The organism is Xanthomonas sp. AM6 (genome assembly GCF_025665335.1).
GTDB lineage: Bacteria > Pseudomonadota > Gammaproteobacteria > Xanthomonadales > Xanthomonadaceae > Xanthomonas_A.
In genome coordinates this window covers 1707659-1727214 of the sequence record NZ_CP106869.1, presented here as the reverse complement: position 1 = coordinate 1727214, position 19556 = coordinate 1707659, and the positions used below count along the sequence as shown (strand labels likewise).

At 71.2% G+C, this 19556-nt stretch carries 14 protein-coding genes; 7 read left to right on the top strand and 7 right to left on the bottom strand.

Annotation, left to right across the window (positions count from 1 at the left end; all coding sequences use genetic code 11):
* Nucleotides 1–76 precede the first annotated feature (76 nt).
* Nucleotides 77–1474: a chloride channel protein gene (locus OCJ37_RS07110; RefSeq protein ID WP_263112972.1), complete on the top strand. Its 1398-nt coding sequence runs from the start codon at nt 77–79 to the stop codon at nt 1472–1474.
* A gap of 101 nt (nt 1475–1575) precedes the next feature.
* On the opposite strand, the gene OCJ37_RS07105 is transcribed toward OCJ37_RS07110, so the two are convergent.
* On the bottom strand, nt 1576–1755 hold the full coding sequence (locus OCJ37_RS07105; RefSeq protein ID WP_206231612.1) for a 30S ribosomal protein THX: 180 nt from the start codon (nt 1753–1755) through the stop codon (nt 1576–1578).
* A gap of 108 nt (nt 1756–1863) precedes the next feature.
* Nucleotides 1864–2277: a MerC domain-containing protein gene (locus tag OCJ37_RS07100; protein WP_263112971.1), complete on the bottom strand. Its 414-nt coding sequence runs from the start codon at nt 2275–2277 to the stop codon at nt 1864–1866.
* Nucleotides 2278–2439: 162 nt separating this feature from the next.
* On the opposite strand from OCJ37_RS07100, the gene OCJ37_RS07095 reads away from it, so the two are divergent.
* The 5 genes from OCJ37_RS07095 (at nt 2440) to OCJ37_RS07075 (ending at nt 11728) form a co-directional block, all read left to right on the top strand.
* The gene (locus tag OCJ37_RS07095) at nt 2440–4506 is read left to right on the top strand and encodes a TonB-dependent receptor (protein WP_263112970.1); all 2067 of its coding nucleotides are present in this window, start codon (nt 2440–2442) and stop codon (nt 4504–4506) included.
* Nucleotides 4507–4930: 424 nt separating this feature from the next.
* Nucleotides 4931–7324, top strand: coding sequence for a TonB-dependent receptor (locus OCJ37_RS07090; protein ID WP_263112969.1), 2394 nt, complete (start codon nt 4931–4933; stop codon nt 7322–7324).
* A gap of 367 nt (nt 7325–7691) precedes the next feature.
* Complete coding sequence (locus OCJ37_RS07085) at nt 7692–8522, top strand: 2Fe-2S iron-sulfur cluster-binding protein (protein WP_263112968.1); 831 nt, start codon at nt 7692–7694, stop codon at nt 8520–8522.
* On the top strand, nt 8509–9510 hold the full coding sequence (locus tag OCJ37_RS07080) for an FAD binding domain-containing protein (RefSeq protein WP_263112967.1): 1002 nt from the start codon (nt 8509–8511) through the stop codon (nt 9508–9510). Before OCJ37_RS07085 ends, OCJ37_RS07080 begins: the two co-directional genes overlap by 14 nt.
* Nucleotides 9511–9532: 22 nt before the next feature.
* Nucleotides 9533–11728, top strand: coding sequence for a xanthine dehydrogenase family protein molybdopterin-binding subunit (locus OCJ37_RS07075; protein ID WP_263112966.1), 2196 nt, complete (start codon nt 9533–9535; stop codon nt 11726–11728).
* A gap of 196 nt (nt 11729–11924) precedes the next feature.
* Here the strand turns inward: OCJ37_RS07075 and OCJ37_RS07070 are convergent, their stop codons facing one another.
* Nucleotides 11925–12530, bottom strand: coding sequence for a nucleotidyltransferase family protein (locus OCJ37_RS07070; protein WP_263112965.1), 606 nt, complete (start codon nt 12528–12530; stop codon nt 11925–11927).
* On the bottom strand, nt 12527–13576 hold the full coding sequence (locus OCJ37_RS07065; protein WP_263112964.1) for an XdhC family protein: 1050 nt from the start codon (nt 13574–13576) through the stop codon (nt 12527–12529). The genes OCJ37_RS07070 and OCJ37_RS07065 overlap by 4 nt, the downstream gene beginning before the upstream one ends.
* Nucleotides 13577–13860: 284 nt before the next feature.
* On the opposite strand from OCJ37_RS07065, the gene OCJ37_RS07060 reads away from it, so the two are divergent.
* Nucleotides 13861–16875, top strand: a complete 3015-nt coding sequence (locus OCJ37_RS07060) for a PAS domain-containing protein (RefSeq protein ID WP_263112963.1) — start codon at nt 13861–13863, stop codon at nt 16873–16875.
* A 55-nt stretch (nt 16876–16930) separates the two neighbouring features.
* Here the strand turns inward: OCJ37_RS07060 and OCJ37_RS07055 are convergent, their stop codons facing one another.
* The 3 genes from OCJ37_RS07055 to OCJ37_RS07045 form a co-directional block, all read right to left on the bottom strand.
* Nucleotides 16931–17263, bottom strand: a complete 333-nt coding sequence (locus tag OCJ37_RS07055) for a DMT family transporter (protein ID WP_263112962.1) — start codon at nt 17261–17263, stop codon at nt 16931–16933.
* 401 nt (nt 17264–17664) lie between these two features.
* Nucleotides 17665–18072: an SMI1/KNR4 family protein gene (locus OCJ37_RS07050; protein ID WP_263112961.1), complete on the bottom strand. Its 408-nt coding sequence runs from the start codon at nt 18070–18072 to the stop codon at nt 17665–17667.
* Nucleotides 18073–18277: 205 nt separating this feature from the next.
* Nucleotides 18278–19429 (bottom strand): winged helix-turn-helix domain-containing protein, encoded by a 1152-nt coding sequence (locus OCJ37_RS07045; RefSeq protein WP_263112960.1) that lies wholly within the window; start codon nt 19427–19429, stop codon nt 18278–18280.
* Nucleotides 19430–19556: the final 127 nt, after the last annotated feature.

Genomic DNA, 19556 nt, shown 5'->3' with positions numbered 1-19556 from the left:
CCCGCACCGCATGCCTCGCCTGCCGCGTGCGCGGCCGTTGCCGTGGCCACCACCGCGTGCATGCGACAATCCGCGCATGCCGTCGCCCGATCCCGCGCCACCGCCGCGCATGCGCCAGCGCCTGCGTCCGCTGCTCTCGCACGAGAGCTGGAAACAGCGCGCGGTGCTGTGGGGCGGCGCGATCGCGGTGGCGCTGGTCGCGATCGTGTTCGCCAAGGCCAGCGACGCCGCCTTCCACCTGTTCCAGCGCATCGTCGCGCACTCGCCGTGGTGGGCGCTGCTGCTCACCCCGGGCGTGTTCGCGCTGCTGGCCTGGCTGACCAACGGCGTGCTGCGCCCCACCCGCGGCAGCGGCATCCCGCAGGTGATCGCCGCGCTGGAGCGGCCCGACGACGCGTTCCAGCGGGACAACCTGTCGCTGCGCGTGTCCGCCGGCAAGCTGCTGCTGACCACGCTGGCCCTGCTCGGCGGCGCCTCGGTCGGGCGCGAAGGCCCGACCGTGCACGTCGGCGCCAGCCTGATGTACGTGCTCGGGCGCTGGTTCGGATTCCGCGATCCGCGCCAGGCCTCGCATTTCCTGCTCGCCGGCGGCGCCGCCGGCATCGCCGCGGCGTTCAACACGCCGCTGGCCGGGGTGGTGTTCGCGATCGAGGAGCTGAGCGGCCGCTTCGAGCACCGCTTCTCCGGCACCCTGCTGACCGCGGTGATCGTCGGCGGCGTGGTGTCGCTGGGCCTGCTCGGCAATTACACCTATTTCGGCAAGGTGTCCGCGGCGCTGCCGCTGGGCCGGGCATGGCTGGCGATCGTGCTGTGCGGGGTGGTCGCCGGCCTGCTCGGCGGCGCGTTCAGCCGCATGGTGCTGGCCACCGTCGCCGGCAGGCCGCGCTGGCTGGGCGCGCTGCGCCGCCGCCATCCGGTGCTGCTGGCCGCGCTGTGCGGCCTGGCGCTGGTCGCGCTGGGCCTGGCGTTCGGCGCCGGCGCGTTCGGCACCGGCTACGAGCAGGCGCGCAGCCTGGTGCAGGGCCACGCCAGCGTCGGCCACGAATTCGGGCTGATGAAGCTGCTGGCGAACCTGGCGTCGTACGTGGCCGGCATCCCCGGCGGGCTGTTCTCGCCGGCGCTGGCGGTCGGCGCCGGGGTCGGCCACAACCTGGCGGTGCTGATGCCGGACGTGGATCCGCGCACCTTCGTGCTGCTCGGCATGTGCGCCTACCTGACCGGCGTGACCCAGGCGCCGCTGACCTCGGCGGTGATCTCGCTGGAACTCACCGACAGCAGCGACATGCTGCTGCCGATCCTGGCCACGGTGCTGATCGCGCGCGGCGCCTCGGCGCTGGTGTGCCGCACGCCGATCTATCGCGGCCTGGCCGAGCAGCTGCTGGCGGTGCCGGCCGCCGCCGCGGCCGAACCGGCACCAACGCCGCCGGCCACCGAACCGCCCGGCGACACCGGCGAGGCCGATCCGCCGCGCTGAGCGCGCATGCGGGGGGCCTGCTGCGCGGCAGCGGTGCTTTTCCCCAGGCAAAAAAAAACGCGGCGCAAGCGCCGCGTTCTTCGTACCGCCGGAGCCCGGGTTCAGCCGGCCTTGGCGACCGTCTTCTTGGCCACGGCCTTCTTCGCCGGGGCCTTGGTCACGGCCTTCTTGGCGACCGGCGCGGCGGCGCCCACCGCCACCTTGACGTTATGCAGGCGCGAATTGCCATAACTGGCGTTGTAGCGCTTGCCCTTGGCGGTCTTGCGGTCACCCTTACCCATGCTCATCGACTCCTGAATGTGTGTGCGAAATCCCCGCGCGGTGCACGGGTTGGCGAGGCAAACGCGGTCGGCGCCCTCGCGCAAGGCCGGCAAGCCTACCACGTGCGCTCAGTGGGCGCAGCTGGCGTCGTGCACGTGGCCGTGGTTGAGCCGCAGGTTGAGCAGGTGCGAAAGCCCGACCAGGGTGCCGCCGAAGGTCATGATCGCCGCGTGCGGGGCCACCGCATGGTGCAGCGCCGGCACCAGCATGCCGGCCCACAGCGACGACAGCCCGACCAGCAGCAGCCCCAGCGCCTGCCAGGCGCGGTGCCGGCGGTATCCCAGGACCAGGCTGAACAGGCCCAGGCAGGTCACGAACAGCACCAGCGTGCGTTCCACTCCGTCGCCCAGCCACACCGACAGCCCCAGCGACGGCAACACGGCCAGCGCCAGCGGCAACAGCGCGCAATGCACCGCGCACAGCAACGAACCGGTGGCGCCGAGGCGATCGAGCAGGGCGCGCAGATTGGAGATGGGCGGCATGACTTCCAGCACAGTGGTGATTGCGTTATAGAATAATATAACATTACCTGGCCGGCGACCAGTGTCGCCACGCCTGCCCTCACCGTGCCTGTCGCCGCCCTGTGCGGCGTGGCGAGCGCCCGCGCCCGCCTGGCAATGCCTTTCCTCCTATCCGGTACGCCCATGTCCTCCTCCCGCTCCCGCTCGCTCCGTCGCACCGCACTGTCCCTGGCGCTGGGCAGCCTGCTCGCCCCGGCCCTGGCCCTGGCTGCCGACGCGCCCGCCACCGGCGCCGACGCCACGCCGCCGCCCAGCGACAGCCGCCACGCCGACGGCCACACGCACGACCGCCACGTGAAGGACCTGGACGCGGTGGTGGTCACCGCCAGCCCGCTGCGCGACGTGGTCGGCGACCTGAGCCAGCCGGTGGAGGTGCTGGCCGGCGAGCGCCTGGACGAGAACCGCGGCGCCAGCATCGGCGAGACCGTGGCCAGCCTGCCCGGCGTGCAGAGTTCCAACTTCGGCCCCGGCGTCGGCCGGCCGATCATCCGCGGCCTGGACGGCCCGCGCGTGGCGGTGCTCAGCGACGGCCTGGCGACCCAGGACGTGTCCACGGTCAGCCAGGACCATTCGCCGGCGGTGGAATCGTTCCTGGCCGACCAGATCGAAGTGCTGAAGGGCCCGTCCACGCTGCTGTACGGCTCCGGCGCGATCGGCGGCGTGGTCAACGTGGTCGACGGGCGCATCGCCGAGACCCCGGTGGACGGCGTGCACGGCCGCGCCGAAGTGCGCCTGGACGGCGGCGACAAGGACGGCAACACCGACATGTTCCGCATCGACGCCGGCAACGGCAGCGGCCTGTCGATCCACGCCGACGGCGTGTACCGCAACCAGAACGACTACGACACGCCGCAGGGACGCCAGGCCAATTCCTTCCTCGATTCCAAGGTCGGCTCGATCGGCGCCTCGCTGGCCGGCGACTGGGGCTTCGTCGGCGTGTCGGCCTCGCGCTTCCGCGACACCTACGGCAACCCGGGCGAGCCCGGCGACCTGGCCGCCGGCGAGCGCGGCGTGTCGCTGAAGCTGCACCAGGACCGCTACGAGCTCAAGGGCGGGCTGACCGATCCGTGGGGCGACGGCAGCGCGCTGCGCTACAGCTTCGGCCACACCAGCTACACCCACACCGAGTTCGAGGGCGAGGAAGTGGGCACGGTGTTCGACAAGCGCGCCAACGAAGGCCGCGTCGAGGCGTCCTTCACCTTCGGCGGCGGCTGGCAGACCGCGTTCGGCGTGCAGGGCAGCGACAGCACCTTCCAGGCGATCGGCGAAGAGGCGTTCGTGCCGAAGACCGACACCCGCGCCATCGGCGTGTTCGCCGTGGCGCGCAACAATTGGGAGCGGGTCGGCGCCGAGATCGGCGCGCGCGTGGACAAGACCAAGTACGAAACCGACATCGGCGTGGACCGCGACTTCACCCCGAAGAGCGTCTCGCTCAGCGGCAGCTTCCGCTTCAACGAGCAGTGGCGCCTGACCGCCAACCTCGACCACGCCGAGCGCGCGCCGGCCGAGGAGGAACTGTTCGCCGACGGCCCGCACATCGCCACCCTCGCCTACGAGATCGGCAACGCCGACCTCAAGACCGAGAAGGCCAACCAGGCCGAGCTGGGGCTGAACTTCAAGAACGACTGGGTGGATGCCAAGGTCTCGGCCTACTACAACCGCTACGACGACTTCATCTACATCGTCGACACCGGCGAGCAGTGGTTCCACGAGGAGGACAACGACTTCCTGCCGATCCGCCAGTGGACCCAGGCCGACGCGGTGTTCCATGGCTTCGAGGGCGAGGCCACCTTCCACCTGGCCGACGACGACAGCGGCGCGTGGGACCTGCGCGTGTTCGGCGATACCGTGCGCGCGCGGCTGAAGGACGGCGGCAACCTGCCGCGCATCGCGCCGGCGCGCTATGGCGCGCAGCTGCGCTGGGACGCCAACAACTGGCGCGCCTCGCTCGGCGCCACCCGCTACCAGAAGCAGGACAAGGTGGCGGTCGACGAGACCCCGACCGACGGCTACACCCTGGTCGATGCGCACCTGGCCTACCACGTCGACGCCGGCGCCACCGCGTGGGAATTGTTCCTGGACGGCAACAACCTCACCGACCAGGACGCGCGCGTGCACACCTCGTTCCTGAAGGACGACGTGATGCTGCCCGGCCGCAACGCCTCGTTCGGCGTGCGCCTGTTCTTCTGACGCGGTCTCCTCTCCCCCGCGCCAGTGCAGGCCGCCTTCGGGCGGCCTGTTTTTTTGGGGCGGCACCGGAACGCGGGAACACGACCGCCGGCCGGCGCGACGCCGAACGTGCGGCGGCGGCGCCGTGCGCCAGCGGCGGCGCCAGGCGGACCGGGACCGGCGGACCGGGGCCACGCGCGGCCGTCCCGCACACCTGGGGCGCGCCGCGCGGCGCCCCACCCGGCATCGCCCCCATCGCGCAGCCCATCACGCATTCGGCGCGTTTACCGCGCTGCACAACGGCCTGGCCGGGCAACGGCGTTACAAAGGGCGCGGCGCGCAGCCCCCGCTCGCGCCGTGCCGGCCGCTCCCGCGTCGCGTGCAGCGCACGAGCGGATCGCGAGCGCCGGCACACCGTTCCGGATGAAGAAAGGAGAGATTCTTCATGAAACCCGCATTGCACCGCCGCCTGCTGCCGCTGTCCGTCGCCGCCGTCCTGCTCGCGCCGCCGGCCTGGGCGCAGCAGACCACCGATACGCCGGCCGCGCCCGCCGCGCAACCCGACGCCACCACCCTGGACACCGTGGTGGTCAGCGGCACCGCGCGCTTCAAGGGCCTGCGCAAGCGCGACGCCAGCTTCTCGATCACCACCGCCACCCCCGAACAGATCCAGCAGGCGGTGCCGCAGAGCAGCGCCGACCTGCTGAAGATCGTGCCCGGCGTGTGGGCCGAGCCCAGCGGCGGCGGCACCGGCGCCAACATCTTCGTGCGCGGCATGCCCTCCGAAGGCGACGCGCCGTTCGTCACCTTCCAGCTCGACGGCGCGCCGCTGTTCCCGCCGCCGACGCTGTCGTTCCTGGAGAACTCCACGCTGTTCCGCACCGACGACACCGTCGAGCGCCTGGAAGTGCTGCGCGGCGGTTCCAGCCCGATCTTCTCCAACGGCCAGGCCGGCATCACCGCCAACTTCATCCAGAAGAAGGGCCAGGACGAGCCGGAAGGCAGCGTGCGCCTGACCGGCGGCAGCGACGCCCTGCGCCGCATCGACCTGTTCAACAGCGGGCCGATGGGCAACGGCTGGTACTACAGCATCGGCGGCTTCTTCCGCGAGACCGACGGCGTGCGCGACCCGCAGTTCTCCGCCGACAAGGGCGGCCAGTTCAGCGCCACGCTGAGCAAGCGCTGGGACAGCGGCGAGCTGTCGTTCTACGCGCGCCACACCGACGACAACAACGCCTTCTACACCGCGATCCCGCTGCTGTCGCGCAACAACGGCGGCGACCTGTCCAGCTTCCCCGGCCTGGATGCGCAGAGCGGCACCCTGCTCAGCAACGACTTCCGCCACGTGAGCCTGCCGGTCGGGCCGAACGGCCAGACCGTGCGACGCGACCTGGCCGACGGCCGCGGGGTCAACATCGACGTGTTCGGCGGCGAACTGAACTGGCAGGTCGGCGACTGGACCATCGCCGACCGCTTCAACGTGATGGGCGGCACCGCGCCGACCTATGCGCTGTTCACCGGCGATGCGCCGCAGCGCCTGGGCGATTTCATCGCCGGCTACGGCAGCCCCGGCAGCGCGCGCTACACCAACGGCGGCGGCGCGGTCGACCCCGACCAGCAGGTGCTGGAAGCCGGCTGGTGGTCGGTGGACAAGCGCCTGAACTCCTTCACCAACGACCTGCGCCTGAGCCGCGAACTGTTCGCCGGCAACACCCTCACCATCGGCAGCTACTACGCCAAGTACTCCTCCAACGACACCTGGTACCTGGGCAACACCATGCTGCTGACCGCGCAGAACCATGCGCGGCGCATCGACGTGGACCTGGCCGACGGCCGCCAGCCGACCCGCGAGGGCTTCACCAGCACCGCCTTCTTCGCCCTGCGCGCGCACTACGACGGCGAGAACACCGCGGTGTTCGTGGCCGACGAATGGGAACTGGACGAGCGCCTGCGCCTGGACCTGGGCGTGCGCTACGAGCGGCAGAGCGTCACCGGCACGGTGCACGACACCGCCACCGTGGACCTGGACGGCAATCCGGCCACGCTCTACGACAACGCCACCTCGATCTCGTTGCCGAGCGCGCGGCGCATCGACCAGGACGACGACGCGGTGTCGTGGACGGCGGGCCTGAACTTCAAGCTCGACGAGCACAACAGCCTGTTCGCGCGGGTCAATTCCGGGGTCAAGTTCCCCGGCTTCGACAACCTGCGCGACGGGCAGACCAAGGTGCAGGAGGTCGACCAGTACGAGCTGGGATTGAAGTCCGGCGCCAGCGCCTACGACCTGTACCTGACCGCGTTCTACAACACCTTCAAGAACTCCCCGTTCCAGGCCTTCCTGTCCAACGGCAGCAACTTCACCACGGTGGGCGATTCGCGCGCCTACGGGCTGGAGGTGGAAGGCGCGATCCGCCCGTTCGGCGGCTTCGAGCTGGCCGGCACCGGGGTGTGGCTGGACGCCAAGTACCGCAACTACCGCGAGTTCACCGACAACCAGGTGATGCGCCAGCCCAAGCGCCAGTTCCGGCTGACCCCGAGCTACTACTGGACGCTGCCGGTCGGCGACCTGCGCGTGTTCGCCACCTACTCCTACATCGGCGAGCGTTACGCCGACCTGGCCAACAGCCAGCGCCTGCCGTCCTACGACATGGTCGACGTCGGCGCCAGCCTGCACACCGGCGAGCACTGGGAGTTCACCGCCAGCGGCAGCAACGTGACCAACGAGCTGGGCCTGACCGAAGGCAACGTGCGCGTGCCCGGCGCGGCCACCGGCGGCGTGTTCATGGGCCGCCCGATCGCCGGCCGCCAGTACCAGGTGTCGGTGGCATATCGCTGGTAGCGCGTTGCGCGTTCGCCCGCAGGGTTTTGCAACATTACGATGTCTGCGGGAGCGGCTCTTGCCCCCTCTTTAGGGATCGGCCGCGACAGGGTTGCCGATAATGCCTGTCGCGGCTGAAGCCGCTCCTGCGGCAGCATGCTTTCAAATGAAATGGACGCGGCGGCTTCGCATCGCACGTCACATTGCCACCGTCTCTTAGCATGCTCTTCGCAATCTCTTCGCAAACCCGCTGCGATGCTCGGACGTGGACGCCGTTGCGCGTCCGTGCGCCGGTGCCGCGATGGCGGCACCACTACCCAGGTCGCACCGTCCACCTCCGTTGCGCCACGCGTGCGGCGATTTGGCGGTCCCCAGGCAGGAGAGACCGATGCAGCACGATCCCCATCCTTCCAAGGCCGCGCCCGGCGCGGCCGAGCTCCCGCGCGATGCCGAACTCAGCGACGACGAAGCGGCGCTGGCGCGCCGGCTGGGCATCAACGGCCTGTCGCGGCGCGAATTCATCGCCCTGCTGTCGGCCGCCGGACTGAGCAGCGCCGGCGGCCAGATCGCCTTCAGCGAGGCCGCCTTCGCCGCACCGGCGCGCGTACCGGCACCGCAGAACGCGCTGCCGGTCGTGCTGCAGATCAACGGCCAGCGCCATGCGCTGAAGCTGGACCCGCGCACCACGCTGCTGGACGCGTTGCGCGAGCACCTGGCGTTGACCGGCACCAAGAAGGGCTGCGACCACGGCCAGTGCGGCGCCTGCACGGTGATCGTCGATGGCGAGCGGCGGCTGGCCTGCCTGACCCTGGCCGCGCAGGCCGAGGACACGCAGATCACCACCATCGAGGGCCTGGCCGACGGCGAGCGGCTGCACCCGATGCAGGCCGCATTCGTGCAGCACGACGGCTTCCAGTGCGGCTATTGCACGCCCGGGCAGATCTGCTCGGCGGTGGCGCTGCTCAACGAGATCAAGCGCGGCGACGCCAGCCACGTCAGCGCCGACGTCAGCCAGCCGGTCACCGAACTCACCGACGCGGAAGTGCGCGAACGCATGAGCGGCAACCTGTGCCGCTGCGGCGCCTACCCGAAGATCGTCGCGGCGATCCAGGACGTGCACAGCGGCGGCGCGCCGCGCGCGATGACCTGGCGCTACGCCGACCAGTCCGAGCAGACCGCGCAGAAGATGGCGAAGGAGGTGGCCGATGACGCCGTTTAAGTACCAGCGCGCCAACTCCGCCGAGGACGCGGTGCGCCGCGTCGCCGCCAATCCGAACGCGCGCTTCCTCGGCGGCGGCACCAACCTGCTCGACCTGATGAAGGAAGGCGTGGCCGGCGCCGACGAGATCGTCGACCTGACCCGGCTCAAGGGCCTGGCCGAGATCGCCGAAACCGCCGACGGCGGCCTGCGCCTGGGCGCGCTGGCCAACAATACCCACACCGCCAACCATCCGCTGGTGCGGCAGGGCTATCCGCTGCTGAGCCAGGCGATCCTGGCCGGGGCGACGATGCAGCTGCGCAACATGGCCACCAACGGCGGCAACCTGCTGCAGCGCACGCGCTGCGGCTATTTCTACGACACCGCCCTGCCCTGCAACAAGCGCAGCCCCGGCAGCGGCTGCGGCGCGCGCGAGGGGCTCAACCGCACCCACGCCATCTTCGGCCACAGCGAGCACTGCGTGGCGGTGCATCCGTCGGACATGTGCGTGGCGCTGGCCGCGCTGGACGCCACGGTGCAGGTGCGGACCCCGGCCGGCGCGCGCCGCGAGATCCCCTTCGCCGACTTCCACCTGCTGCCCGACGCGCGCGCCGATGTGGACAACCAGCTGGCGCACGGCGAGCTGATCGAATCGATCACCCTGCCCGCGCAGCGCTTCGCCAAGCACAGCCACTACCTGAAGGTGCGCGACCGCGCCAGCTATGCCTTCGCCCTGGTGTCGGTGGCCGTGGCGCTGGCGCTGGAGCCGGACGGACGCATCCGCGAGGCGCGCATCGCCATGGGCGGCGTGGCGCACAAGCCGTGGCGGGCGCGCGCCGCCGAACGCACGCTGGTCGGGCAGCGCGCCGGCGAGGCGGCCTTCGCCGCCGCCGCGCAGGCCGAGATGGCCGCCGCGCGCCCGCTGGCGCACAACGCCTACAAGGTGCCGATGGGCACGCACGCGATGATCCGCGCCCTGCACCGTGCCAGCGGCAGCGATGCCGCGTGAGCGCCGAACCGGAGAACCCGCAATGAACTACATCGGCAAGGAAATGCGCCGCGTCGACGGCTACGCCAAGGTCACCGGCAAGGCGCGCTACGCAGCGGAATTCCAGATCCCGCACCTGGTCCACGGCTACATCGTCACCAGCACCATCGCCAAGGGCCGCATCGTGCGCCTGGACACCCGCGCCGCCGAGGCCGCGCCGGGGGTGATCAAGGTGCTGACCCATCTGAACTCGGTCAAGCCGGTCTCCGACGAGGTCAAGAAGAAGGGCGAGGACCTGTCGTTCCGCGCCCTGGTCGACGACCGCGTCCACTTCAGCGCGCAGCCGATCGCGGTGGTGGTCGCCGCCAGCTTCGAGCAGGCGCGGCACGCCGCGCGGCTGGTCCACGTCGAGTACGCGGCGGAAACGCCGAGCACCGATTTCGTGGCGCTGCTCGACCAGGCCTACGATCCGACCCCGCAGGACGCGCCGCCGCCGCGCGGCAATCCGGCCGCCGCGTACGCCGCCGCGCCGGTCAAGGTGCAGGCCGCGTACACGATGCCGATCGAGCACCACAACCCGATGGAACCGCATGGCGGCATCGGCTACTGGATCGGCGACACGCTGACCGTCATCAACAAGAGCCAGAACGTCCACCAGGACCGCGAACAGCTGGCCGGCTACTTCGGCATCCCGGTCGAGCGGGTCAACGTGGTGTCGCTGTTCGTCGGCGGCGCGTTCGGCTCGTGCCTGCGTCCGAACTACTACACCTTCCTGCTCGGCGCGGTGTCCAAGGCGGTCGGCCGCCCGGTCAAGATCGTCTACACCCGCCGGCAGATGTTCAGCGGCCACGGCTACCGCCCCTACTACCGGGTGGAACTGGACCTGGGCGCCGACGCCGCCGGCAAGCTGCAGGCGATCCGCTACCGGCACGTGCTCAACACCTCGCGCATCGAGGCGTTCAACGAGGCGTTCCTGCGCAACGCGCGCTCGCTGTACGCCTGCCCCAACGTCGAGGACCGCTTCGAGGTGGTGGACACCGACCTGCCCACGCCGCAGGCGATGCGCGCGCCCGGCGCGATCAGCCAGATGTTCGGCATCGAATGCGCGATGGACGAACTGGCTTACGCGCTGAAGATGGATCCGCTGCAGCTGCGCCTGGCCAACTACGCCGAGACCGATCCGGAAACCGGCAAGCCGTTCTCGAGCAAGGCGCTGCGCGAGTGCTACCGGCTCGGCGCCGAGACCTTCGGCTGGAGCAAGCGCAACCCCGAGCCGCGCTCGATGCGCGACGGCCGCCTGCTGGTCGGCTGGGGCATGGCCACCGGCACCTGGCCGGCGATGCAGATGCCGGCGCTGGCGCGGGTGGTGCTCAAGGCCGACGGCAGCGCCGTGGTCGGCAGCGCCACCGCCGACATCGGCCCGGGCACCTACACGGTGATGACCTTGATCGCCGCCGAGTACCTGGGCATCGACGCCAAGCGCGTGCAGTTCGAACTCGGCGACACGCGCCTGCCGAAGGCGCCGTCGCAGGGCGGCTCGTGGACCACCGCCAGCGTCGGCAGCGCGATCCACGGCGCGGCGCGCGAGGTGCGCGGCAAGCTGCTGGAACTGGCCAGGCAGGATGGGCAATCCGCGTTCAGCGGCCTGGACGTGGATGCGGTGGAACTCGTGGATGGCCAACTGCGCCCGACCGGCAACGCGCAGGCCGGCCTGGACGTGGCCAGGCTGATGCGCCAGCACGGCCTGCAGGAACTGGAAGTGGTGCACGAATCCAAGCCGTCGGCCGAGCGCAAGAAGTACGCCACCGCCGCGCACGGCGCGCAGTTCATCGAGGTCAAGGTCGACCCGGACACCGGCATGGTGCAGGTGACGCGGGTCATCGAGGCCACCGCCTGCGGCAAGATCATGAATCCGCTGACCTCGCACAGCCAGGAGATCGGCGCGGTGGTGATGGGCATCGGCATGGCGCTCAGCGAAGGCACCGAGGTCGACCACCGCTACGGGCGCATGCTCAATGCCTCGCTGGCCGACTACCACGTGCCGGTCAACGCCGACGTGCACCAGATCGAGACCATGTTCGTCGAGGAGCAGGACCGCATCGTCAACGCGCTCGGGGTCAAGGGCATGGGCGAACTGGGCATGGTCGGCATTCCCGCGGCGATCGCCAACGCCGTGTTCCATGCCACCGGCAAGCGCATCCGCGAACTGCCGATCACTCCGGACAAGCTGATCGGCTGAGCGAGGCGAATTCCTGCGCTCGCTGTGCCGCGCGACGCTCGCTCGCGCGCGGCCGGCGCAGCGCGTCGCGCTTCCCTGTAGAAGCGGCTTCAGCCGCGACGCTTTCCCGGTAACGCCACGGTCGCGGCTGAAGCCGCTCCTACACGTCGCGATCGAAATAGCGATCGACCGACGTGTGCGGCCCAGCCCCTGGCCGCTACGGATCCAGCCAACCGCGCTCCACCGCGGCCAGCACGTCCTGCTGCGTGTCCACGTCCAGCGCCAGGGCCGGGGCGACGATGCAGCCCAGGCTCTCCGGCGCCATCGCCTCGAACAGCGCGCGCAGGCCCTCGTCGCCGGACAAGCGCAGCTCGCGCCAACGGTGGTGCGCCACCACCGCCGGCATGCCGCGGACGCCGGCGTAGGCGCTGACCGCGCAGCCGGACGCCGCACGCGTGGCCGCCGCCAGCAGGTCGTGCAGATGCGCGGCATCCAGCGCCGGCTGGTCGCAGCCCAGCACCAGGCTGTGGGTGATCGCGGTGTCGTCGCGCACCACCGCGCGCAGGCAGTCCAGGCTGCCGCCCATGCCGCTGGACCAGTCCGGATTGCGCACCACCTCCACCGGCAGCCCGTCCAGCGCCGGGCGCAGCGCCTCGGCCTGCGCGCCCAGCACCACCACGCAACGCGCCGGCGCCGTGGCCAGCGCCACGCGCGCGGCGCGGCGCAACAGCGGCTCGCCGTCGCGGGTCAGCGCCTGCTTGGCATGGCCCAGGCGGCGGCTGGCGCCGGCGGCCAGGATCAACGCGGCGTGCGCCTGGCTCATCGCGCTTCCTCCTCCTCGGCCTGCAACGGCGCCGTGGCGTCGCGGTGCGGGCGCTGCCGCCGCACGCCCGTCTCCGGCACGGCGCCCGGCCGCGGCTGCGCGGCACGGCTGGCCTGCAACTGCGCGGCGATGCTCAGCGCGATCGCCTCCGCGCCGCTGCCGCCCAGCCGCAGCCCGACCGGTGCGTGCAACCGCGGCAGCAATTGCGCGTGCTGCCGCGGGCGCAGCAGACGGAACAGGTCCTCGCGCCGGCGCGCCGGCCCGAGCAGGCCCAGGAACGGGATCGTGCTCGCCGCCAGCGCGTCCAGCGCCTCGCGGTCCAGTTCGAAATGGTGGTGCATCACCAGCGCCGCGTCGCTGTCGGCGCAGTCGGCCAGCGCGCGGGTCGGCGTGCAGGCCAGGGCCAGGTCGGCGAGCGCGGCCTGCGCGGCCCAGCGCGGGCGCTGCTCGACCAGCGTGGTCATCCAGCCCAGTTGCCGCAGTAGCGGCAGCAGCACGGCGCTTTCCGGGCCCGCGCCGAACACGCTGACCCGCGGCGGCGGCGGGATCTGCACCTGCCCGTCGCAGGCCGTCGCGCCGTTCCAGGGCCGGCACGGCAGGCGCCACCGCAGCGTCTGGCCGGACACCGTGGCGACCACGCCACCGTCGCCCTGCACCGCCAGCTCCAAGCTGCCGCGACGCTGCAGCCAGGCCTGCGCCAGGCGTTCGATGCCGGGCAAGGCCGGCAACGGCAACAGGGCCAGGCGCAGGCGGCCGCGGCAGCCCACCGCCGAGCCGGACAGCAGGTCCTCGTCGTCGCGCGTGTCGATCTCCATCCACGCCACCGCGCCGGCCGCCGCCGCGTCCGCCGCGCACCGCGCGATCTCCGGCTCCAGGCAACCGCCGCTGAGCCAGCCCTGCTGCGCGCCGTCGGCGCCGAACAGCGCGACCGCGCCGGCACGCGCATAGGTGGAGCCTTCGCTGCCCATCACCACCGCCAGCACGGCGGGCGCACGGTGTTGGCAGGCGACGATGGCGGCGTGGAAACAGTGTCTGGCGGCGGACATGCGGCGGCGCAGGCTCGTGAGGGACGGCCCAGACTAAGCAGGCGCCTGTGAAGGCACGATCCGCTCGCCGTCCACCGCATGTGCACTGTGCGCGCCGCCGTTCCCCCGCCGCGGCGCGCGCGGCGCCTGGTGTCGCCCTGCGCACGGGGACCGAGCGCGGCGCACGCGGAGGCCCCCCGCCCCGGTCTCGCCGCCCCCGCACGCATGAACTCCATGTCACGGCCGCCGGAAAACGCTCCGGTAAAGTACCGCCGTTCGCCCGCACGACGCCGCCCATTTCCCTCATGACCCCCGACCACGCGACTTCCGACACTGAGGCCCTCGCGTACCCTTTCCTGCACGGCGGCGGCCGGACCGGCGCGCTGATCGCCCGCTTCGACTGGTCGCGCACGCCGCTGGGGCCGTTGTCGGAGTGGCCGCAGAGCCTGCGCACGGTGACCGCGATGCTGCTGCGCTCGCCGCTGCCGATCGTGCTGCTGTGGGGCCGCGAAGGCATCATGATCTACAACGACGCCTACGCGGTGTTCGCCGGCGCGCGGCATCCGCAGCTGCTCGGCTCGGAAGTGCGCCAGGGCTGGGCCGAAGTGGCCGAGTTCAACGACAACGTGATGAAGGTGGGCCTGGCCGGGCGGACGCTGTCGTACAAGGACCAGGAACTGACCCTGCACCGCAACGGCCGCCCCGAGCAGGTGTGGATGGACCTGGACTACTCGCCGGTGCTGGACGACAGCGGCGTCCCGGCCGGGGTCATCGCCTTCGTTGTCGACACCACCGAGCGGGTGCGCGCGCAGGCCCACATCCAGGCCGAGCGCACGCGCCTGACGCGGCTGTTCGACCAGGCGCCCGGCCTGATGATGATGCTGACCGGCCGCGAGCACGTGGTCGAACTGGCCAATCCCGCGTTCGTGCGCCTGATGGGCGGCGGCGCGCTGCTCGGCCTGCCGATCCGCGAGGCGCTGCCGGACATGGCGCGGCCGGACTTCCTCGCCATCCTGGACGACGCCTACCGCTCGGGCACGGCCTTCGTCGCCAACTCGGCCAAGTTCCAGCTGCAGCACGCCGGCCAGGCGCACGAACGCATCCTCGATTTCGTCTGCCAGCCGGTGACCGGCCCGTCCGGCGAGGTCACCGGCATCTTCATCGAAGGCCACGACGTCACCGAGCAGCGCCGCGCCGCCGACGCGCTGCACGCCAACGAGCGGCGCCTGCGCTTCCTCGACGCGCTGGCCAAGGCCACCGCCGCCAGCACCGAGGCCGGCGCCATCCTCGCCACCACCACGCGCATGCTCGGCGAGTACCTGGGCGTGTCGGTGTGCGCCTACGCGGACATGGATCCGGACCAGGACGGCTTCACCATCCGCGGCGACTGGAGCGCGCCGGGCGCGCGGAGCATCACCGGCCACTACAGCCTGACCGCGTTCGGGCGGCTGGCGGTCGGCAACCTGCGCGCCGGCCTGCCGCTGGTGCTGGACGACAACCGCGCGCAGCTGCCGCCGGAAGAAGCGGCCACGTTCCTGGACATCGGCCTGGCCGCGACCATCTGCATGCCGCTGGTCAAGGAAGGCCGGCTGACCGCGCTGATGGCCATCCACGACCGGGTGCCGCACCGCTGGACGCAGGAGGAACTGTCGCTGCTGACCGAGGTGACCGAGCGCTCCTGGGCGCACATCGAACGGGTGCGCTCGGAAGCGCAGCGCCGGCTGGACGAGCAGCGCTTCCTGCGCGAACTGGAACGCAAGGTGGCCGAACGCACCGCCGAACTGGCGCAGAGCCAATCCAACATCCGCACCGTGCTGGAGACCTCGCACCTGTTCCAGGGCCTGCTCGACCTGGACGGACGCCTGCGCTACACCAACGCCACCGCGCTGCAGGGCATCGGCGCGCGCCTGGACGACATCCTCGGCTGGCCGCTGTGGACCACGCCGTGGTTCGCGCAGACCGACGGCGCGCCGGCGCTGGTCGAGGCGGCGGTGCGGCGCGTCGCCGCCGGCGCCACCGAGCACATGAGCATGACCTTGAACCTGCCCACCGGCGTGCGCGCCTTCGACCTGTCGCTGCGGCCGGTGCTGGACGCGGCCGGCGCGGCGGTGGGGATGGTGTTCGAGGCGGTGGAGATGACCGCGCGGATCATGGCCGAGAAAGCGCTGCGGCAGGCGCAGAAGATGGAAGAGATCGGCAACCTCACCGGCGGCATCGCGCACGACTTCAACAACCTGCTGACGGTGATCCTGGGCAACCTGGAACTGCTGCGCCTGCGCGTGCCCGACGATGCGTTGCTGCATCGGCTGCTGGACAACGCCACCGCCGGCGCCGAGCGCGGCGCGGCGCTGACCGCACGCATGCTGGCCTTCGCGCGCAAGCAGGACCTGCGCACCGAGCGGCTCGACGTCAAGGCGCTGGTCGAGGGCATGACCGACCTGCTGGAACGCTCGCTGGGCGCGACCATCGCGCTGCAGCTGGAACTGCCGACGCAGTTGCCGGCGGTGGAAACCGACGCCAACCAGCTCGAATCGGCGCTGCTGAACCTGGCGGTGAACGCGCGCGACGCGATGGACGGCCAGGGCCGCATCCTGATCGCCGCGCGCACGACGCGGCGCCGGCACGCGGCCGACGGGCTGCGCCCGGGCCGCTACGTGTGCCTGGCGGTCACCGACACCGGCACCGGCATGGACGAGGCCACGCTCAAGCGCGCCGCCGAGCCGTTCTTCACCACCAAGGGCGTCGGCAAGGGCACCGGCCTGGGCCTGTCGATGGTGCACGGGCTGGCCCAGCAATGCGGCGGCGCGTTGCTGATCCACAGCACGCCGGGCCTGGGCACCACCGCGGAAATCTGGCTGCCGGCCGCGGACGCGACTGCCGCCGACCTTGCCCCGCCCGCGCCGCGCGCGCCCGCAGCGCCGGAAGCCGTGGCCGGCCCGCTGAAGATCCTGGCGGTGGACGACGACCGCCTGGTGCTGGCCAACACCGCGCAGATGCTCGGCGAACTCGGCCATCAGGTCGCCGTGGCCGGTTCCGGTCCCGAAGCGCTGGCCACGCTCGCGCAGCAACGCTTCGACCTGGTCGTCACCGACTACGCGATGCCGGACATGACCGGCATGCAGCTGGCGGTGGCGATCCGCCAGGCGCAGCCGGCGCTGCCGATCCTGCTGGTGTCCGGCTACACCGACCTGGCGCCGGGCGCGCACCCGCAGATCCCGCGCCTGCCCAAGCCGTACTCGCGCGCCAGCCTGGCGCGGGCGGTGGTGGACGCGGTCGGCACCGGAGCAAACGCATCGGCCGCGCCGGCCCGCGGAAACTAGGCGGCATCCGCCGCGCCGGTGGGCGCGCGCATCGAGCGGGGACGCCGCAGTACGCCTAGTGCTGCGCCGAACCGGAGAACACGTTGATGACCACGACCCCGGCAGCGATGAGGGCCATGCCGGCGATCGCCGCGGCATCGAGCTTCTGCCCGAACAGCAGCCACGACACCAGCGAGATCAGCACGATCCCGATACCGGACCACAACGCATAGGCGATGCCCACCGGAATGCTGCGCAAGGTCAGCGACAGAAAATAGAACGCGACGCCATAGCCGACGACGACCAGCAGCGACGGCCACAGCCTGGTGAAGCCTTCGCTCGCCTTCAACGACGAGGTCGCGGTCACTTCGCCGACGATCGCGATAAACAGGAACACCCAGTTCTTCATCGCAAGCCACCTTCTTCCGGACCTGGGCACAGACACTACCCGCCGTCCCCGTATTGCGGGGGTCTTGTGTTTGTGCACAGCCATATCCGTGGCAGCGGCGCAGCGCGCATCGGATGCGTTGCGCCCTGCGGCCGCGGATCCGGCGTCGCTGCGGCCATCCCGGCTCGATCCGCGGCGGCCGTATCCGGCATGCCAGCGCCACGGCGTCGGCCGAAGGCGTGGTACCGGCAACCCGTACCGTGAGCGCCGGCGGTTCGTCGCGTACCGCCAGCGGTGCCGCACGCCACCTCGGCCATCCTTTGCCATCCGGCCTGCAGCGAAGAAGGCGCGACCGCACCGCCGGCATCCAGACGACTACGGCAGCGATCGGAACAAGGTTCGACCGTGGCCGGAGCGCCCCGTCAGCCGGCGAGCTCGGCCATGAACTCCTCGAACGACGCGCATACGAATGCCAACTCGTCTTCGTCCATCAGGTACAGATAGATTTTTCCGTAGTCATCGTTCCTGAGCGACAACAGATAAGAGTTGCCACCATAATCGTGTGCGAAGGGAATCAGGCCCTCCAACGACGGAAGACTGTCGACCAGGTCGCGATAGACAACCTCGACAGGGGCCACGCCGTACTTGATCGGCGTGAAGCCGCCCAGCAGGAAATCGTTGTCGCCGTTGCTGTCCGACAGATCGCCGCCATTGTGCTCCAGATAAAACTGCCTGAAGGCCGCCGGCAATTGCGCACCGAATCCGTCCTGGAACTCGATCAGTTCCTGCACCGACAAGGCCTGCTCGGAATCTTCGAGGATCAACTTCATTCGAGCGTTTCTCTCGTCCTGCTCCTGAACGGGCCGCGAAAGTATAAGCCTCGCCCGCATCACGTTCGCAGGACGCCCATGGCCGCTCATGACCGCCCGGCCTTGCCGCCATTGCCGGCGGCGACCGCGAAAACACACCCCCGCCTGGATGCGCCTCGACCCGACCATGAGGTCCAGCGCACAACGGCGCCATGCCCGTCGGCGGCTATCGCAGGTGAAAGCGCTCGAAGCGATGCAGCGCCGCGTCGATCGCCGCCTTCAACGCGGGCCGCTTCGGCACGATCCAGGTCCACTTCTGGATCAGCATCCTGCCGGCCTGGCGGTCCATCTTCAGGTCCAGCGCGGCGACGATGCGGTCGCCGACCAGCACCGGCAACGCGAAGTAGCCGAGCACCCGCTGCGCCGCCGGCACGTAGGCCTCGAAGCGGTGTTCGTAGCCGAAGAACTGCTGCAGCCGCTTGCGCTGGATCACCAGCGGATCGAACGGCGACAGCAGGTGCGCGGTGGCCTCGTCCGGCAGCGGCGGCGCGTGGTCGAGCAGCGCCGGTTCGGCCCACAGCGCGGCCTGCTCCTGGCCCTGCAGGTGCACCGGCACCAGCCGCCTGGCCGCGACCGCAGCGGCGATCAGCGCGCGCACCGCGGGCTTGGCGCCGGCGTGGCCGTAGCAGATCGAGTCCACGCCGACCAGGCCCTGCGCGCGCAGCGCGCGCTGCAGCAGGTAGCGCGCGTACTGCGCGTCGCTGGCCGGGCGCGGGCGCCGTGCCCAGCCGAAATGGCGCGCGGCCAGCTCGTAGGTCTTGAGCATGCCGCTGCGCTGGCTGACCACCAGGTCGCCGCTGAAGAAGCCGTAGCGCAACGCCGCGCGCGAGGGCTTGCGGCTGCCCCACGGGTGGGTCTTCTCGACCAGCACGTCGTCGTCGATGTCGCGGATCGACAACGGCCCGTCGTTGCGGATGCGCCGCAGCAGCTTGGCGTAGTCGGCCGGATCGATCCTGCCCGCCGCGTCCGCCTCGGCGCGGTAGCGCGCCATCTGCGCCACGTACATGCGGTAGTCGGCGACCGGCACGTAGGCCAGCGCGTGCGTCCAGTATTCGAACACCGACTTGTCCTGCGACTGCGCCTGCTCCAGGTCCTGCTTGCAGTAGTCGGGAATGCGGGTGTACAGCACATGGTGGTGGCTGCGCTCGATCACGTGGATGGTGTCGATCTGCACGTAGCCCAGGTGCGCGGTGGCCCGCCGCACCGCCTCGGCCCCGGCGCCGAACGGCGCCGGCGTGCTCAGCCGCTGCGCGTCCAGCCACAGCGCCCGCGCCCGCGCGGCGGCGATGGGGACAGAGGCGGCGTGGGTCTTCGGCATCGGTGCGGCACTCCGGCAAGCGCAAGGCGCCGCAGAGCATAGCAACGTCGGGCGCTGCGCGATCGCGCATATGCATCGAATGGCCGGCGTGCGCGTCGTCGCCCGGGCGAGGCGCGCCGCCGCGGCA

Excerpts from the sequence above, each read along its gene's own strand:
- OCJ37_RS07055 (WP_263112962.1), bottom strand. The coding sequence starts at position 17,263 with ATGAAGAACTGGGTGTTCCTGTTTATCGCGATCGTCGGCGAAGTGACC.
- OCJ37_RS07080 (WP_263112967.1), top strand. The coding sequence starts at position 8,509 with ATGACGCCGTTTAAGTACCAGCGCGCCAACTCCGCCGAGGACGCGGTG.
- OCJ37_RS07100 (WP_263112971.1), bottom strand. The coding sequence starts at position 2,277 with ATGCCGCCCATCTCCAATCTGCGCGCCCTGCTCGATCGCCTCGGCGCC.
- OCJ37_RS07085 (WP_263112968.1), top strand. The coding sequence starts at position 7,692 with ATGCAGCACGATCCCCATCCTTCCAAGGCCGCGCCCGGCGCGGCCGAG.
- OCJ37_RS07110 (WP_263112972.1), top strand. The coding sequence starts at position 77 with ATGCCGTCGCCCGATCCCGCGCCACCGCCGCGCATGCGCCAGCGCCTG.
- OCJ37_RS07105 (WP_206231612.1), bottom strand. The coding sequence starts at position 1,755 with ATGGGTAAGGGTGACCGCAAGACCGCCAAGGGCAAGCGCTACAACGCC.
- OCJ37_RS07070 (WP_263112965.1), bottom strand. The coding sequence starts at position 12,530 with ATGAGCCAGGCGCACGCCGCGTTGATCCTGGCCGCCGGCGCCAGCCGC.
- OCJ37_RS07045 (WP_263112960.1), bottom strand. The coding sequence starts at position 19,429 with ATGCCGAAGACCCACGCCGCCTCTGTCCCCATCGCCGCCGCGCGGGCG.
- OCJ37_RS07075 (WP_263112966.1), top strand. The coding sequence starts at position 9,533 with ATGAACTACATCGGCAAGGAAATGCGCCGCGTCGACGGCTACGCCAAG.
- OCJ37_RS07050 (WP_263112961.1), bottom strand. The coding sequence starts at position 18,072 with ATGAAGTTGATCCTCGAAGATTCCGAGCAGGCCTTGTCGGTGCAGGAA.
- OCJ37_RS07090 (WP_263112969.1), top strand. The coding sequence starts at position 4,931 with ATGAAACCCGCATTGCACCGCCGCCTGCTGCCGCTGTCCGTCGCCGCC.
- OCJ37_RS07060 (WP_263112963.1), top strand. The coding sequence starts at position 13,861 with ATGACCCCCGACCACGCGACTTCCGACACTGAGGCCCTCGCGTACCCT.
- OCJ37_RS07095 (WP_263112970.1), top strand. The coding sequence starts at position 2,440 with ATGTCCTCCTCCCGCTCCCGCTCGCTCCGTCGCACCGCACTGTCCCTG.
- OCJ37_RS07065 (WP_263112964.1), bottom strand. The coding sequence starts at position 13,576 with ATGTCCGCCGCCAGACACTGTTTCCACGCCGCCATCGTCGCCTGCCAA.